The 15,798-nt window shown below is 66.4% G+C and carries 16 protein-coding genes and 1 pseudogene; 8 read left to right on the top strand and 9 right to left on the bottom strand.

The features are described 5' to 3' along the window. A pseudogene (locus RT551_RS09125) lies at window positions 1-377 on the top strand (hypothetical protein); the annotation flags it as partial. A gap of 187 nt (window positions 378-564) precedes the next feature. Here RT551_RS09125 and hutC read toward each other — a convergent pair. Beyond that, entirely contained in the window at window positions 565-1,293 is a 729-nt protein-coding gene (gene hutC, locus RT551_RS09120) for a histidine utilization repressor (protein ID WP_313457753.1), read from the bottom strand. 37 nt (window positions 1,294-1,330) lie between these two features. Next, window positions 1,331-2,713: a formimidoylglutamate deiminase gene (locus RT551_RS09115; protein ID WP_313457751.1), complete on the bottom strand. Its 1,383-nt coding sequence runs from the start codon at window positions 2,711-2,713 to the stop codon at window positions 1,331-1,333. 63 nt (window positions 2,714-2,776) lie between these two features. Between RT551_RS09115 and hutI the strand changes: the two genes are divergently transcribed. From hutI to RT551_RS09090, 5 genes are all read left to right on the top strand, one after another. Next, entirely contained in the window at window positions 2,777-3,976 is a 1,200-nt protein-coding gene (hutI, locus tag RT551_RS09110; protein WP_313457748.1) for an imidazolonepropionase, read from the top strand. A gap of 26 nt (window positions 3,977-4,002) precedes the next feature. Continuing rightward, on the top strand, window positions 4,003-5,544 hold the full coding sequence (gene hutH, locus RT551_RS09105; RefSeq protein WP_313457746.1) for a histidine ammonia-lyase: 1,542 nt from the start codon (window positions 4,003-4,005) through the stop codon (window positions 5,542-5,544). Continuing rightward, entirely contained in the window at window positions 5,541-6,389 is an 849-nt protein-coding gene (gene hutG, locus RT551_RS09100; RefSeq protein WP_313457743.1) for an N-formylglutamate deformylase, read from the top strand. Before hutH ends, hutG begins: the two co-directional genes overlap by 4 nt. Then, window positions 6,386-8,050 (top strand): urocanate hydratase, encoded by a 1,665-nt coding sequence (hutU, locus tag RT551_RS09095; protein WP_313457740.1) that lies wholly within the window; start codon window positions 6,386-6,388, stop codon window positions 8,048-8,050. The genes hutG and hutU overlap by 4 nt, the downstream gene beginning before the upstream one ends. A 253-nt stretch (window positions 8,051-8,303) precedes the next feature. After that, window positions 8,304-10,424, top strand: coding sequence for a TonB-dependent receptor (locus RT551_RS09090; RefSeq protein ID WP_313457737.1), 2,121 nt, complete (start codon window positions 8,304-8,306; stop codon window positions 10,422-10,424). Window positions 10,425-10,448: 24 nt separating this feature from the next. Here RT551_RS09090 and RT551_RS09085 read toward each other — a convergent pair whose 3' ends face one another. From RT551_RS09085 to RT551_RS09070, 4 genes are all read right to left on the bottom strand, one after another. Beyond that, entirely contained in the window at window positions 10,449-10,877 is a 429-nt protein-coding gene (locus RT551_RS09085; protein ID WP_313457735.1) for a hypothetical protein, read from the bottom strand. Next, a complete protein-coding gene (locus tag RT551_RS09080; protein ID WP_313457732.1) occupies window positions 10,871-11,233 on the bottom strand; it encodes a HigA family addiction module antitoxin in 363 nt (120 codons plus the stop codon). The genes RT551_RS09085 and RT551_RS09080 overlap by 7 nt, the downstream gene beginning before the upstream one ends. A 231-nt stretch (window positions 11,234-11,464) precedes the next feature. Next, window positions 11,465-11,773, bottom strand: a complete 309-nt coding sequence (locus RT551_RS09075) for a hypothetical protein (protein ID WP_313457729.1) — start codon at window positions 11,771-11,773, stop codon at window positions 11,465-11,467. Then, a complete protein-coding gene (locus tag RT551_RS09070) occupies window positions 11,770-12,126 on the bottom strand; it encodes a hypothetical protein (RefSeq protein ID WP_313457727.1) in 357 nt (118 codons plus the stop codon). The genes RT551_RS09075 and RT551_RS09070 overlap by 4 nt, the downstream gene beginning before the upstream one ends. A 734-nt stretch (window positions 12,127-12,860) precedes the next feature. On the opposite strand from RT551_RS09070, the gene RT551_RS09065 reads away from it, so the two are divergent. After that, window positions 12,861-13,268, top strand: coding sequence for an EF-hand domain-containing protein (locus RT551_RS09065; protein ID WP_313457725.1), 408 nt, complete (start codon window positions 12,861-12,863; stop codon window positions 13,266-13,268). A gap of 3 nt (window positions 13,269-13,271) precedes the next feature. Here RT551_RS09065 and RT551_RS09060 read toward each other — a convergent pair whose 3' ends face one another. The 3 genes from RT551_RS09060 to RT551_RS09050 form a co-directional block, all read right to left on the bottom strand. After that, window positions 13,272-13,661 (bottom strand): hypothetical protein, encoded by a 390-nt coding sequence (locus RT551_RS09060; protein ID WP_313457722.1) that lies wholly within the window; start codon window positions 13,659-13,661, stop codon window positions 13,272-13,274. Then, window positions 13,658-14,176: a DUF6622 family protein gene (locus RT551_RS09055; protein ID WP_313457720.1), complete on the bottom strand. Its 519-nt coding sequence runs from the start codon at window positions 14,174-14,176 to the stop codon at window positions 13,658-13,660. Before RT551_RS09055 ends, RT551_RS09060 begins: the two co-directional genes overlap by 4 nt. A 300-nt stretch (window positions 14,177-14,476) precedes the next feature. Continuing rightward, window positions 14,477-15,043: a TetR family transcriptional regulator C-terminal domain-containing protein gene (locus RT551_RS09050; RefSeq protein ID WP_313457718.1), complete on the bottom strand. Its 567-nt coding sequence runs from the start codon at window positions 15,041-15,043 to the stop codon at window positions 14,477-14,479. Between the two features lie 71 nt (window positions 15,044-15,114). Here RT551_RS09050 and RT551_RS09045 point away from each other — a divergent pair, with 71 nt between their 5' ends. After that, window positions 15,115-15,660, top strand: coding sequence for a thioesterase family protein (locus tag RT551_RS09045; protein WP_313457714.1), 546 nt, complete (start codon window positions 15,115-15,117; stop codon window positions 15,658-15,660). Window positions 15,661-15,798: the final 138 nt, after the last annotated feature.

Here is a 15,798-nt window from a genome sequence, read left to right as displayed (position 1 = left end):
CGCCCCCGGTCACTGCAGCACCGGCTTCGGCTCCGCCTGCGGCAGCCGCTGCGACCCCGGCACCTGCGGCCCAGCACCCTGGCCACCCCGCGCCCGGCAGCATTCTTGGCACCGACGGTGACCCGGATGCGGCCACCCTGGCCCAGTACCGGCGCGAACTCGCCCAGAATGTTGGCAAGCAGACCGGCGTGCTGAGCGCGTTCTGGCAGACCAGCCAGACCCTGGCGGTGAACCGCAGTGAGGAGATTGATGCGGTGTGGCCGCTGATCTGTACGGAAGTGAAGCGCTATCCGGCGCTGCGTACCGTGCGGATCCAGCTCAACCCGCGCCCCGGTGCGGAAGAGCCGGTGCGGTGGAGGCAGTGCGCGACGTCGTGATGGTCGGTGCCGGGCATGGCCCGGCACTACGCCGGCGCGCGGTTACGTTGATGCGCGCGGTCACGTTGATGCGCGCGGGTTCGTTGAATCGCGCGGTTACGTAGAGCGGGGCTTGCCCCGCTGCCGTTCGCGCGCCAACAGCAGCCGGGCAAGCCCGGCTCTACATGGCCCCACGACGCGTCCTTGATTAACGCGCGCCTGGCGCGAAGCGGGCGACCAGATCCCAGGCATCGCCCAGGAACATCTGCTTGACGCGGGTGATCGGCAGTTCGCCTCGCCACGTATGACGGTCGATCACCAGGCACGCCGTGCCGGTCTTCACCTTCAGCAACCCGGCCGCTGGGGCATCCGCCCCCCACGCGCTGATCCGATGCTGCGCACGCGTCCACGACACGTTCTGCAGCAGCCAGCTGCCCGGTGCCATCACCGAGAAATCCACCTGCAGCGCTTCCGGCACACCCTCTGGATTGATCAGCCGGTGCTCCAGCGCGAACGGCTGGCCGTCGGCCAGATGCAGGCAGCGGATCGCCAGCAGCATGCGTCCGCCCGATAACGCCATCTCGTCTTCGTTGCCCGGGTCCGCGCGGCGATGCGCCCGGTCCAGCAACTGGTACCCATAGGTATGCCCGCGCGCGCCGACCGCCATGGCGATGTCGGGAATTTCCAGCGCCACCTGCTCAAGATGCGGTGGCTGCCGTGCCACGAACGACCCGGCGCGGCGACGGCGCTCGATCATGCCGCTTTCGGCCAAGGCGGTGAGCACCTTGTTCACCGTCATGCGCGAGCAGCCGTACTGCTCCATCAACTCGTGTTCGTACGGGATGCGGAAACCCGGCTGCCACTGCCCACTGAGGATGCGGCCTTCCAGATCCTCGCGGATACGCTGGTTGAGAGTGGGTGCTTTCTTGCCCGTCACGCGGAAATCCTGATCAATCGAGTCACGGGGCGGGTGTTCATTGCGCGGCCTTCAGCACGCCCTGCAGCGCGGCCGCAAAGCGCGCCGCCACTGCGTCACGGTGCAGATGACGCCCCTGCCGGACCCATTGCCGGCCGCCACGCCACACCGAGCGCACCGCTCCATTACGTGCGGCGAACACCCAGCTGTCAAGCCAGGCGTCGCCGTTGCGCGCGATCAGCCCCGGATGCTGCGGGTCCAGTTCGACCACATCGGCGGGCGCACCCGCTTGCAGGCCATGGCCGACGCCCAGCGCCTGCGCCGCACCCTGCAGCGCCTGCTGGAACAACCAGCGGCCACTGGAAACGCCCTCCTGCGGGGCCAGCACATTGCGACCGCGCAACTGCAGGCGCTGGCCATACTCCAGCAGGCGCAGCTCTTCCGCCGCATCGATCAGCACATTGGAATCCGAACCGACCCCGAAGCGCCCGCCGCCCTGCGCGAATGCCGGCATCGGGAACAGGCCGTCACCCAGGTTGGCCTCGGTGATCGGGCACAGGCCCACCACCGCCTGGCTGGCCAGCATGCGCTGCACCTCGTCGGCATCCACATGGGTGGCGTGCACCAGGCACCAGCGCGCGTCGACAGGTGCATGTTCGTACAGCCAGCGTACCGGGCGCAGGCCGCTCCAGGCCACGCAGGCGTCCACTTCACGCGTCTGTTCGGCAATGTGGATGTGCACCGGGCCGGTGTTGAGCGGCAGCAGTGCGGCCAACTCCTCGCCGGTAACCGCGCGCAGGCTGTGAGGCGCGATGCCCAGCACCGCGTCGTCCTGTCCACGCAGGGCCTGCCGGCAGCCGGCCAGCAGCTCCGCGAAGCCGTCCACGTCATGGATCAACCGGCGCTGCGCCGGGTTCGGCGGCGCACCGCCAAAGTCGGCATGCGCGTAGAACACCGGCAGCAGAGTCAGGCCGATGCCACTGCCCTGCGCCGCCGCGGCGATGCGCGCGGCCATCTCGGCGCGGTTCGCATATGGCGTGCCATCGGCCGCATGATGCAGGTAGTGGAATTCGCCGACCCGGGTGAAGCCCGATTCCAGCATTTCCACATAGGCCTGTTCGGCAATGGCCTGCACCGCTTCCGGCTGCAGGTGCGCCAGGAACCGATACATGAGTTCACGCCAGCTCCAGAAGCTGTCACCGCTGCGCCCGCCGATCTCGGTCAGGCCCGCCATGCCACGCTGGAAGGCGTGGCTGTGCAGGTTGCCCAGCCCGGGCAGCGCGATGGTCAGCGGAACATCGCCGTCCTGCGCCGGCACCCCGGGCGTGACCTCCTGCAAGGTGTTGCCACGGCCGACAATGCGCACATCGCGGGCCCAGCCCTGCGGCAGCAGTGCGTGTTCGGCATGGAAGGCGACGGTGGAAGCGTTGGTTTCAGGCATCACTGGACATCCCGGAAGCGTCGCCTATATTGTATAGACATATGAGCTGATGTGGTGGCTGCCGTGCACTGTGACACCGTTTGGACCCACGCCAACCTGATGACGCTGGAAGGCCCTGGCCTGGGCATCATCGAAGACGGGGTGATTGCCGCCCACCAGGGCCGCATCGTGCACGCGGGTGCCGCCGGCAGCGACGCCCATCTGCAGCCGGCCCGCCGCATCGACGCCGGCGGCCGCTGGATCAGCCCGGGGCTGATCGACTGCCACACCCACCTGGTCTACGCCGGCAACCGTGCCGGCGAGTTCGAGCAGCGCCTGCAGGGCGTGAGCTACGCCGACATCGCCCGCGCCGGCGGTGGCATTGTCTCCACCGTGCGCGCCACCCGCGCCGCCAGCGATGCGGAGCTGCTGGCGCAAAGCCTGCCCCGGCTGGACGCGATGCTGGCCGAAGGCCTGACCACGATCGAGATCAAATCGGGTTATGGGCTGACCCTGGAAGACGAAACCAAGCAGCTGCGCGTGGCGCGGCAGCTGGCTGAAACCCGCGCCGTCGAAGTCGTGCCCACCTTCCTCGGCGCGCACGCGGTGCCGCCCGGTCGTGACGCGCAGGAGTACATCGACGAGGTCTGCACGGTGATGATCCCCGCCGTGGCCGCGCAGCAGCTGGCCGAAGCGGTGGACGTGTTCTGCGAGAACATCGCCTTCAGCCCGGCACAGGCCGAGCAGGTGTTCGTGGCCGCGCGCCAGCACGGGCTGGCAGTGAAAATCCACGCCGAACAGCTCAGCAACCAGCACGGCGCGGCGCTGGCCGCCCGCTACGGCGCGCTGTCGGCGGACCATATCGAGCATCTCGACGACGACGGCATTGCCGCCATGCGCACCGCCGGCACCGTGGCCGTGTTGCTGCCCGGCGCGTTCTATTTCACGCGCGATACCACCCTGCCCCCGCTGGCCGCGCTACGCGCTGCCGGCGTGCCGCTGGCAGTGGCCACCGACAGCAACCCCGGCACCTCGCCGCTGACCAGCCCGCTGCTTGCGATGAACATGGCCGCCACCCTGTTCCGCATGACTGTCGACGAATGCATCGCCGGCTTCACCCGCGAAGCCGCGCGCGCGCTGGGCCGCGCCGACCGCATTGGTCGGCTGGCGGTGGGCATGGACTGCAATCTGGCGGTGTGGGACATCCAGGCTCCGGCCGACCTGGTGTACCGCATCGGCTTCAATCCCCTGCACGCGCGCGTCATGCGCGGTGAACCTGTCTGAGCAACGTTGTGATGTCTGGAGATTCCATGAGCAACACCCTCACCCTTTCCCCGGGCCACGTCACCCTGGAACAGTGGCGCGCCATCTACACCGGCGCGCAGGTGCGCCTGGACCCGGCCAGTGCCGAGGCCGTCGCGCGCAGCGCGCAGACCGTCGCCGACATCGTCGCCAAGGGCGAGCCGGTGTACGGCATCAATACCGGCTTCGGCAAACTGGCCAGCGTGCGCATCGAGCGCGATGACCTGGCCACCCTGCAGCGCAATATCGTGCTGTCGCACGCCGCCGGCGTCGGTGAGCCGATGCCGGCCCCGGTGGTGCGGCTGATGATGGCGCTGAAGCTCACCAGCCTCGCCCAGGGCGCTTCGGGCATCCGCCCGGAAACGCTGGCGCTGCTGGAGGCGTTCCTGCAGCACGACATCGTGCCGGTGATTCCGTGCCAGGGTTCTGTCGGCGCATCAGGCGACCTGGCTCCGCTTTCGCATCTGGCCAGCGTGATGATCGGCGTGGGCGAAGCGTTTGTTGGTGGCGAACGCCTGCCGGCGGCCGACGCCCTCGCCCGCCTGAACCTGCAGCCGCTGGTGCTGGGCGCGAAGGAAGGCCTGGCCCTGCTCAACGGCACCCAGTACTCCACCGCGTATGCGCTGGCCGGCCTGTTTGAAATCAGCACCGTGTTCCATGCCGCGCTGGTCGCCGGTGCGCTGTCGGTGGAAGCGGCCAAGGGTTCAGACACGCCGTTCGATCCGCGCATCCATCAGATCCGCGGTCAGCGCGGGCAGATCGCCACCGCCGCCACGCTGCGCGCGCTGATGCAGGGCTCCGCCATCCGCGAATCACACCGCGACAACGACGTGCGCGTGCAGGACCCGTACTGCCTGCGCTGCCAGCCGCAGGTGATGGGCGCGGCCTTCGACGTCATGCGTCAGGCCGCGACCACGCTGACTATTGAAGCCAACGGCGTATCCGACAACCCGCTGGTGTTCACCGATACCAACGAAGCGCTGTCCGGCGGCAACTTCCACGCCGAGCCGGTGGCCTTCGCCGCCGACATGCTGGCGATGGCGGTGTGCGAGATCGGTTCGATCAGCGAGCGCCGCACCGCGATGCTGGTGGACCCGGCGCTGTCCGGCCTGCCCGCCTTCCTCACTCCGAAGCCCGGCCTCAACTCCGGCTTCATGATTCCGCAGGTCACCGCCGCCGCACTGGTGTCGGAAAACAAGCAGCGCGCCTACCCGGCCAGCGTGGATTCCATTCCCACCTCGGCCAACCAGGAAGACCATGTCTCGATGGCCGCGCATGGCGCACGCCGTCTGCTGGCCATGGCCGAAAACGCGGCTAACGTGGTCGGCATCGAACTGCTGGCCGCCGCGCAGGGCTGCGACTTCCACGCTCCGCTGCGTTCCAGCGACGCGCTGGAAGCAGTGCGTCAGCGCCTGCGCGCGCAGGTGCCCACGCTGCAGGACGACCGCTACTTCCACCCCGACATGCTGGCCGCCACCGAACTGGTGCGCAGCGGTGCACTGGCGGAAGGGCTGGGCAAGCTGCTGCCCGCCGTGGAGCCGCTGGCATGACCGGGCATCCGGACTGGCTGCAGGTACATCGCGGCGATGCACCGCTGATCGTCAGCTTCCCGCATACCGGCACCGACGTGCCGGATGCGCTGGTCGACCGCTTCTGGTCGCCGTGGCTGGCACGTCGTGACGCCGACTGGTGGGTGCATGAGCTGTACGACTTCGCCCGCGCGATGGGTGCGACCACGGTGCGCTCGGCGATCTCGCGCTCGGTGATCGACCTCAACCGCGACCCCAGCGGGGCGTCGCTGTACCCGGGCCAGAACACCACCGGCCTGTGCCCGCTGACCACGTTCGACAATCAGTCGCTGTACCGCGACGGGCAGGAACCGGACGCCGAGGAAATCGCGCAGCGCCGGGCGCAGTATTTCGATCCATACCACGCTGCGCTGGCCGGTGAGATCTCGCGCCTGCGTGCGCTGCATGGCACCGTGGTGGTGTACGACGCGCATTCGATCCGCTCGCACATTCCGCACCTGTTCGACGGCGAACTGCCGCAGTTCAACCTCGGCACCGCCGGTCCGTCCGGTGCGGTCGACACCAGCTGCGACAACGCGCTGGCCGACGTGGTGGAAAACATCTGTGCGTTCAGCGGCATGCCGCATGTTCGCAACGGCCGCTTCAAGGGCGGCTGGATCACCCGCCACTACAGCGACATTCCAGCCGGCGTGCACAGCCTGCAGATGGAACTGGCCTGCCGTGGCTACATGCACGAACCCACCGACGTGGACGTGCACAGCTGGCCCACCCCGCTCGACCCCGACCACGCCGCACCGCTGCGCCACACGCTGCAGCAGGTGCTCAACGCCTGCCTTGAATTCGCGAACGCCCGGAGTGCTGCATGAGCCGTCACGATTCCACCCGCACCATCATCGCCCCGACCGGCACCACCCTCAGCGCCAAGAGCTGGCTGACCGAAGCGCCGCTGCGCATGCTGATGAACAACCTGCACCCGGACGTCGCCGAGCGCCCGCAGGAGCTGGTGGTGTACGGCGGCATCGGCCGCGCCGCACGCGACTGGGCCAGCTTCGATGCCATCGTCGAAACCCTGAAGCGGCTGGATGACGACCAGACCCTGCTGGTGCAGTCGGGCAAGCCTGTCGGCGTGTTCCGCACCCATGCCGATGCGCCGCGCGTGCTGATTGCCAACTCCAACCTGGTGCCGCGCTGGGCCAACTGGGACCATTTCAACGAACTGGATAAGAAGGGTCTGGCCATGTACGGCCAGATGACCGCCGGCAGCTGGATCTACATCGGCGCGCAGGGCATCGTGCAGGGTACCTACGAAACCTTCGTGGAAATGGGCCGCCAGCACTTCGGCGGCGATCTCGCAGGCAAGTGGCTGTTCACCGGCGGCTTGGGCGGGATGGGCGGCGCACAGCCGCTGGCAGCTGTGATGGCGGGCGCGTCGTGCCTCGCCGTGGAATGCCGCCAGAGCAGCATCGACATGCGCCTGCGCACCGGCTATCTGGATACCTGGACCGACAACCTGGACGAGGCGTTACGCCTGATCGAGGAATCCTGCGCGGCGAAGAAGCCGCTGTCGGTCGGCCTGCTCGGCAATGTCGCCGACGTGCTGGCCGAACTGCTGGCGCGTGGCGTCAAGCCGGACCTGCTGACTGACCAGACCTCCGCGCATGACCCGGTGAACGGCTACCTGCCGCAGGGCTGGACCGTGGAAGAGTGGGACGCCAAGCGGGTGAGCGCACCGAAGGAAGTGGAAAAGGCCGCGCGCGCCTCGATGGCCAACCACATCCGCGCCATGCTCGGCTTCCATGCGCTGGGCGTGCCGACCGTGGACTACGGCAACAACCTGCGCCAGATGGCGCTGGAAGAAGGCGTGGCCAACGCGTTCGACTTCCCCGGTTTCGTGCCGGCGTATATCCGCCCGCTGTTCTGCCGCGGCATCGGCCCGTTCCGCTGGGCCGCGCTCAGCGGCGACCCGGAAGACATCGCCAAGACCGACGCCAAGGTCAAGGAACTGATTCCGGACAACCCGCACCTGCACCGCTGGCTCGACATGGCCGCCGAGAAGATCAAGTTCCAGGGCCTGCCCGCGCGCATCTGCTGGGTCGGCCTTGGCGATCGCGACCGGCTGGGCCTGGCCTTCAACGAAATGGTGGCCAACGGTGAGCTGAAGGCCCCGGTGGTGATCGGCCGCGACCATCTGGACAGCGGCAGCGTGGCTTCGCCGAACCGCGAGACCGAGGCCATGGCCGACGGCTCGGACGCCGTGTCCGACTGGCCACTGCTCAACGCCCTGCTCAACACCGCCAGCGGTGCCACCTGGGTGTCGCTGCACCATGGTGGCGGCGTGGGCATGGGCTTCTCGCAGCACGCCGGCATGGTGATTGTGTGTGATGGCACGGAAGCGGCGGCGAAGCGGATTGCGCGCGTGCTGTGGAACGACCCGGCCACCGGCGTGATGCGGCATGCGGATGCGGGGTATGAGATCGCCATCGAGTGTGCGAAGGAAAAGAAGCTGGACCTCCCCGGAATTCTCTAAAGGACCGTAGAGCCACGCCCTGCGTGGCTTCGCGGTGTAGGTCACCCCGTAGAGCCACGCCCTGCGTGGCTCCGCGGTCCCAAACGTGGTCGCAGCCACGCAGGGCGTGGCTCTACGGGTGAATGGTCAAGGCGAAGGATCCGCACGCCCATAGGGTGACGCCACCCACCGAACCTGTTAACTTGCGCGGCCTCATCGCGGTTGACAGCAGCTTCTGCCATCCGCGGCCCCGTTCCGCCTTGATGTCAGACGCATGCCCTCTTCCCGTTCGCTGCACCGCCCGACCCTGTCCCCGCTGGCCCTGGCCGTTCTCGCCACCCTGACCCACCCCGCGCTGGCCGCCCCGGCCGACGCGCCGACCACCCTTGATGCGGTCAAGGTCACCGCCGCCAGCGACGTCGAACAGGCCCGCGCCGCGCTCAAGCGCGTCCCCGGTGCTGGCAACGTGGTCGACCTGTCTCGTGCCAACGGCCGCCTGGCCAGCAGCGCCGACGTGCTGGCCTACCAGCCGGGCATCAGCGCGCAGTCGCCGGGCAACGAAGGCACCAAGGTGTCGATCCGTGGCTCCGGCATCAACCGTGGCCCGGGCGCGCATGCCTCGGGTATCTCCGTCTCACTGGATGGCCTGCCGCTGACCGGCCCCGGCGGCACCCCGTACGAACTGCTGGAACCGCTGTGGTTGAGCCGCGCCGAAGTGCTGCGCGGAGCCAACGGCATCGAGCGCGGTGCGCTGGCCCTGGGCGGCGCGATCAACTACGTCAGCCGCAGCGGGCGCGATTCGGCCGGGCTGGAAGTGCAGTACGAAGCCGGCAGCCGGGGTTACCAGAAGCGCAGCGTCGGCTATGGCGGCGTCAGCGGTGACCTGGATTACTACCTGGCTTACACCGACAGCGAATACGACGGTTACCAGTACCACTCCGCCGGCGACGGCAAGGGTGCGATGGCCAACCTCGGCTGGCAGATCACGCCGCAGCTGGAAACGCGCTTCTTCGTGCGCTATCGCGAAACCAACCACGAAACGTCCGGACGCCTCACCCGCGAGCAGATTCGTCACGATCCACGCGCGGCCAACCCGGCCAACCTGGCAATTGATGCACGTCGCCCGCAGCCGGGCAGCACCTGGCTGGGCAACATGACCACGTGGCAGATCGATGTGGATTCATCGCTGCAAGCCGGGCTGGTGTACCACAAGTTCCCGATGGACTTGAACGAAAGCCTGTACCGCCAGCAGCTGGACTACAGCAATCTCAACGCCACACTGGACTACCGTCGCCGTCATGCGCTGTTCGGCTATGACAGCGTCACCACCGTGGGCCTGCGCGTGACCCACGATCTGGATGCGGATGTGCGCGAGACGCTGCGCTTCGCCAATAACGGCTACGCGGCCGGCACGCATACGCGTGACTTCTCGCATCACGGTACGGATACCACCGTGCATGCCAGCAACGAGCTCAGCCTCAACGACCGCCTGCGCCTGCAGACCGGGCTGGCGCTGATCAATACCCGTCGTGATGTGCAGGTGACCTGGCCGTATACACCTGAGCGGGTGAAGGAAAGCGACTGGGACTACGCCCCGCGCATCGGCTTCACCTGGCAGCAGACCCCCGCCACACAGTGGTTCGGCAACCTGAGCCGTTCGGTGGAACCGGCGCACCCGTGGTCGATGATCTGGGGCTCTAACCTGTACTTCCCAGCCGGCAACGGCGCGTCCAGCGGCCGCCAGCGTGCGCCGGTGGAACTGGACAACCAGACCGCCACCACGCTGGAACTGGGTGCGCGTGGCGACAATTCACTGGGGCGCTGGGAACTGACTGGCTATTACGCCCATGTGCGGCATGAACTTCTGAGCGTGGAAGTGCTGCCGGTACCGAACCTGTTCGTAGCCGAGAACAACGCCAGCCCGACCGTGCATCGCGGCATCGAGGCCGGGTTGGACAGCACGCTGTGGGAGGGCCCGGGCGGTCGGCTTGGACTGCGTCAGGCGTATACGTTCAATGATTTCCGTTACCGCGATGACGCGCGCTTTGGCTCCAACCGGTTGCCTGGTCTGCCGCGTCATGCGTATCAGGCTGAGCTGCGTTATGACCACCCGACCGGTTGGTATGCGGCGGTAAATACCGATGCGGCGTCGAAGATGGCGGTGGATTATGCCAACAGCTTCTGGGCGGATAGTCGCGCTGTGTTCGGGACGCGCGTGGGCTTCGACGCGCCCAGCGGCCGCTGGCAGCTGTGGGCGGAGATGCGCAACATCGGCGACCGTCACTATGCGGCGACGGTAACGCCGGGGTATGACGACGCCGGACGCGATGTGGCGCGTTCGACGCCGGTTGAAGGGCGCAGTGTGTATGCCGGGGTGCGTTGGCGGTTTGATTGAGTCCGTAGTGACACGCCATGCGTGTCATGAACGGTCCGGGTCTGTGGATCCGGACCCCACCTCCACCCGGAACCACTCGGCAAACACCTCATCGCCCATCCACGCGTTCTTTCGGCTCACCTCAAACATCACCGCCTCGTCTCTCTTCGCCCGTGCCAATCGTTCCGGGTCGCCGCTGCAGCGGGCGGCATCCAGCTCATGCTGCGCCTCTGCGAGGAACCGGGACAGGCGATCATCGATCGCCCACACCGCCATTTCGACGCGCGGCCGGCGCGTCGTTCGCGCAACGCTGACGCCATGCAGGGCCAACTGCAGCCGTTCGAGGTGCTCCGGATAATCCTTTAACTGCGTTCGCAGGCTGCGGGGAATCGGTGGAAGCGTGCTGCGCTTCTGGGGCAGCGCCGGAGGTTTGGGGTAACCGGGTAGCAGACGTCGGATATACGACTTCACCATACACCCCACTCCTTGCCGTCCTGCACCTCCAACCCTGTTGTATCGACATCGAGCGGTAGTGGCGCAATTCGTTCGTTCGGGTGCGGCACTTGTAGTTCCGCCTTCTCCAGATCAAAACGCGTCTGCAGGTTCATCCAGAACCAGGGTGAGGTGTTGAAGTAACAGCCCAGGCGATGGGCGGTATCGGCGGTTATGGCGGAGGCACATCGGGTGATTCCCGCGATGCGCGTGCTGGATACGTGGATGGCGCAGGCCAGTGCGCGATTGGAAAGGCGGCGCGGCCGCATGAAGTCGTCGCGCAGGATTTCGCCGGGATGTAGCGGTGGTGTTGGTTCATCAGGTGGTTTCGGAATCATGATGCTCCCTGCAAGCGCGGGCAGTGGGTTCGAGGTAGGGTCGGTCGAAAGACGACCGCCGATAACAACCATCGCTGCTGTAACGCATGACCTCCGAACGGGGACGCGCTTCTCCGTTCCAGGTCATGCCCTACCGCGCCAATCACCGTTATCGGCGGTCGACTGTCGTGCGACCCTACCGGCGGATTACCTGTGCGGTGCAAATCCCCGGCGTGAGGTGCAACGAAACGCTCAATCACGCCCAAACCCCGGGCTCGCCCAGCCTTCCCGCCGAGCACGCTGCACCTCATCTTCCTCGCCAAAGTCCGGCTCCGGCTGCCCGATACCCATCTCATACGCCACATCATCAGACGCCTCCCGAAACGCATTACTCCACAGCGTGAGGTCCACCCCATTCGGGTTCTCACCCAGCTCCACCACGCGTTCCATGAACATCCGGATGGCCTCCGCTGGCGCGTAGTGCTCCCGCATCACCACACCTTTGAATCGGCAACGCAGGTCATCCTCCACCTTCGCCCTAACCCAGACCGGCTTTCTCATCGGCGTGCCCTCCGCCGGCGGCGCGGCTGTGGATGGTGGCGGTACTCGCGCACCTGCGTGTAATGCACCTCGCGCAGCACTTCGGTGGGCATGTGCAGCATACGGAAGCCCGGGGGATACACCGGCGTGGAGATGATGCGTTCGCCATCGAACTCCACCTTGAACCAGGTGCCCTTGCCCAGGCCCATGTAACGCAGCCAGCGGCCGCGCATCATCATGTACTCGACGCCGCCGGAGTCATCGTCGTAGGGCGGCGGCGGTGTGGGCGGGGTGCCGCCACATATCGCGCAGCGGTGCGCGGGTGCTGGGTTGTTGAAATCGTCTTCGGGTACGTCCGACCATTGCGCTTGCATGGCAAACCTCCTGCAGAGTGCGACCCCTGCCGGAATGGCGAGGGGTCGGGAGGTTAGAACCGCAGATCAGACACAGAAACGGCGGGCATATTCCCTCACTACGGAGGTGTTTTATTAGCCACCCTCCCGACGTTGGACAGACGTTCCGACGCAGGACAACAAGTTGTGTCTGATCTGGAGATTCTACGCTCCGGGGCCTACCCTGCAGGAAACAATCACCAAAAAAAACAGGCAATTGCGAAAGGATGGTGTCGTGTTTCGCGCGCACGATCAAATGGTGCGACGCATTTGGCGCGGTGTAATTTCGAAACGCGTGTGGCAGTAGGGCGCGGTGTTCGAAGGTGATGCAGGTGATGCGCAGTGGTGGATGTTTGATTGTGTGATGCGCGTGCGCGGTTTAGTTGCTTGTGAGGTTGAGCGTTCGTGCCGTGTGCGTCACGGGTGCGTGGGAAGGGGCGTTTTTCGATCAGGTGTCCATGCGTTAAAGAACGCGGACCAATTCACGGCGATCGTCTGTCGACCGATCCCACCAAAGCACCAAGCAATCCCGGGCACCCACCCACATCGCCCGACCATGGATCGTAGTGACACGCCATGCGTGTCAACGCCATCGTCATGCGTTCGACCCGCCGCCATGCGTGTCAACGCCATCACGCCACACCAGTAAATCTACGGGTGCCCCGCGCCTCCAACGGGCGGACACTACGCACTCCTTCCAGCGAACGGGGTGCCCCATGAAGACGCTGCTTCCCTGTGTGTGCGGTTGCCTGATCCTGCTTTCCCCGGCCTACGCACAACAGATGGCCACCACCGCCGCCGAACGCTTCGCCACGCTGGACCGCAACGCCGACGGCGAGGTCAGCAAGGACGAGTACGACGGCACCACCCTGTTCCAGGCGTTGGATGCCGATAACAACAACCGGATCTCGGTCGAGGAAGTACAGGCATTCCTCGGACCGGACCGTGACGGCCAGCTCACCGCCGCCGATCGGATCCGCGTGGCGGACTTCAACGGCGACGGTGAGCTGAGCGATGAAGAGGTACGTCGCGTGGTGGAGATGCGCTTCCAGTCTTTGGACACAGACCATGACGAAGTCCTCACGCTGGCCGAACTGCAGTCCGGGTTCTGGCGTCCGCGCTGATCCTCAGAACAGAGAAGCCATGCGCATGTACGGCAGGTACAGCGCAAAGATCGTGCTGACCGCGCCTACCAGCGCGATCAGCAGGCCGAGCAGCCCCGCCACGCGGGGCCCCCAGCTGTCACGCCGGATGTACCAGAGCAACCCTACTGCCACCGGCCCCAGCCAGAACAGCATGTAATTGTTGCGGTACACCTGCGACAACCACGGCAGTTCCTGGCCGTAGGTGGTGTACATCTCGACGAAGTTGATAAGAAGCAGCTTCGCAAAGACCGTGACCACCAGCGCCATGCCGATGCTGCCGATAAGTCCCAGCCAGGGCAGCAGGCCTGCGCTGCGCCGGGTTTTCGGGGTCGGGCGGCGGCGCAGGCCGGATGATGCGGAGCGGCCTGTCACGTCGGAATCGCCTGCTCACGGCTGAGCGAAGCCACGCGCAGGTAGTGCAGGAACTTGCCGATGAACACACCAGTGAAGCCACCGGACACCAGCAGGTGGGCGATGCGGAACACGGTATCGTCGGCCAGCGCCGGAGCGGTGGCCAACGCGGCCTCGAAGGCGTACTTGACGATGAAGGTCAGGATCAGCAGCGGCAGCAGCGAGTAATCAGCGGTGCGGTGCAGGTGGCCATCGATGGCGTCGTAGCTGATGCTCTGGCGGCGCACCAGCAGCCAACCGATGCCGGCACCGATGGCGATGCCGAGCAGCCACACGCCCCAGGCTTCGATGCTGGCACCGTAGCGGTGATGCAGGCTCCACAGGCCCCATACGGTGAAAATGGCCGGGACTACGGCAAGGCGGGCCAGCGAGGTTTTCGAGGGTTTCAGCGCGTCGATGCCGCGCCAGAGCAGGAAAGCGAGGATCACCCAGACCCAGATCGGGGTGTGGGACGCGAACTGTTGGATCGTATGCATGCGGTCGAACTCCTTCGGTAAGAAAGAACGAAACACAACGGGGGGCTGACGGCACGCCCCCGCGTACCGTCGGATACGAAATGCTGCGTCGAACGCATGGCGCGAGGGCCGTCATGTCGCCACGCCACCTCCCCGGCGGCGGGCCGAAGCTGGATCGTAGGTCTGGGGGGTGGGTGGATGCAAGTGGGCCGACATTGGCGGAAGCGCCCGGAACGTAGAGCCGGGCTTGCCCGGCTGCTGTTGGCGGCATACAAAGGCGCATGCATTGCGCGAAGAGCAGCCGGGCATGGCCCGGGCGCGTTACACCAGCTCCAACAACTGCACACTGACTCGATCAAACGGTTCGATACTCTGCGTGGCGCGACACATTGCAACCGCACCCTCCACACTGGCAATGATCAGCGTGGCCAACGTTGCGGCCTGCGCGGACGCGTGCCCTGCTCTCTCCAGCGCCTCGCCCAGCCGCGCTTCCCAGCGCGCGAACACCTCGGCCGCCGCATCGCGCACCTCCCGTGCCACCGCATCCACCGGCTCCTCCACTGATGCCGCCAGCACCGGGCAGCCGGCCTGGAACTGCGCGCGCAGCAGACGCTCGCGCCACATCGCCAGAAACTGCCGTAATCCGTCCGCCGCGCCGGCCTGCAACACCCGCTCCAACAAGGCATCCACCTTGTCACCGGCCTGCCGCGTGGCCCTGGCCAACAGTTCCTGCTTCCCTCCCGGGAAATGGTGGTATGTCGAACCCAACGGCGCGTCAGCCAGCTTGCTCACCTCGCGAATGCTGGTGGCATTGAGCCCTACCCGCGCCAGCATGTCTTCGGCCGCGCTGACCACGCGTTGCGGTGCATCGCTATGACGGGGAGACATGCCGGGGCTCCTTGCTAAGACGGGTGTCATAGATTAGCGTACGCCGGACTATTACACCTGTCATAGAACGTATGAATCTGTGGTTCCGCCTATTGCTGTTGATGATCCAGAGCCTGTTCCGGCCGAAGCTGGCTGCCCCGTTCGGGGTGTCGCGGCTGCAGTTCCGGGTGTTGCCCAACGACCTGGACAGCAACCTGCACATGACCAATGGGCGCTACTGGAACATCTTCGACCTGGGCCGGCTGGACCTGATCCTGCGCATGGGCCTGGGCCGGGTGGCCCTGCGCGAGAAGTGGGCCCCGATTGTTGGGGCGGGCACCATCCAGTTCCGCCGCGAGCTCAAGCCGTTCCAGCGGTTTACGCTGGAAACGCGGTTGGCGGGTTGGGTCGGCACACGGGTGATCATGGAGCAGCGGGTGTTGCTGGGTGAGGAGAAGATCGCCACACGTGCGTTGCTGGTGACCGGGATTTACGACCGGCGTAATCGCCGGTTTGTGGGGATGCCGCAGATGATGGCGGCGATTGGTGCGGAGGATGTGGCTTCGCCGCCGTTGAGCCAGGCGGCGGAGGCGTTGCTGGCGGCCGATGCGGCGTTGAAGGTGGATGACGCGACGTAACGGCAGCCCCGTAGAGCCGGGCTTGCCCGGCTGCTCTTCGCGGGAAGGATCGCGCCAACGGCAGCCGGGCAAGCCCGGCTCTACGGTCATGGATTGCGCGAAGAGCAGCCCGGCAAACCGGTCATGCATCGCGCGGAA

The sequence above is a fragment of the Stenotrophomonas sp. genome (assembly GCF_032103445.1).
In the GTDB taxonomy this organism is placed as follows: domain Bacteria; phylum Pseudomonadota; class Gammaproteobacteria; order Xanthomonadales; family Xanthomonadaceae; genus Stenotrophomonas.
This window is presented reverse-complemented; position numbering and strand designations above follow the sequence as displayed.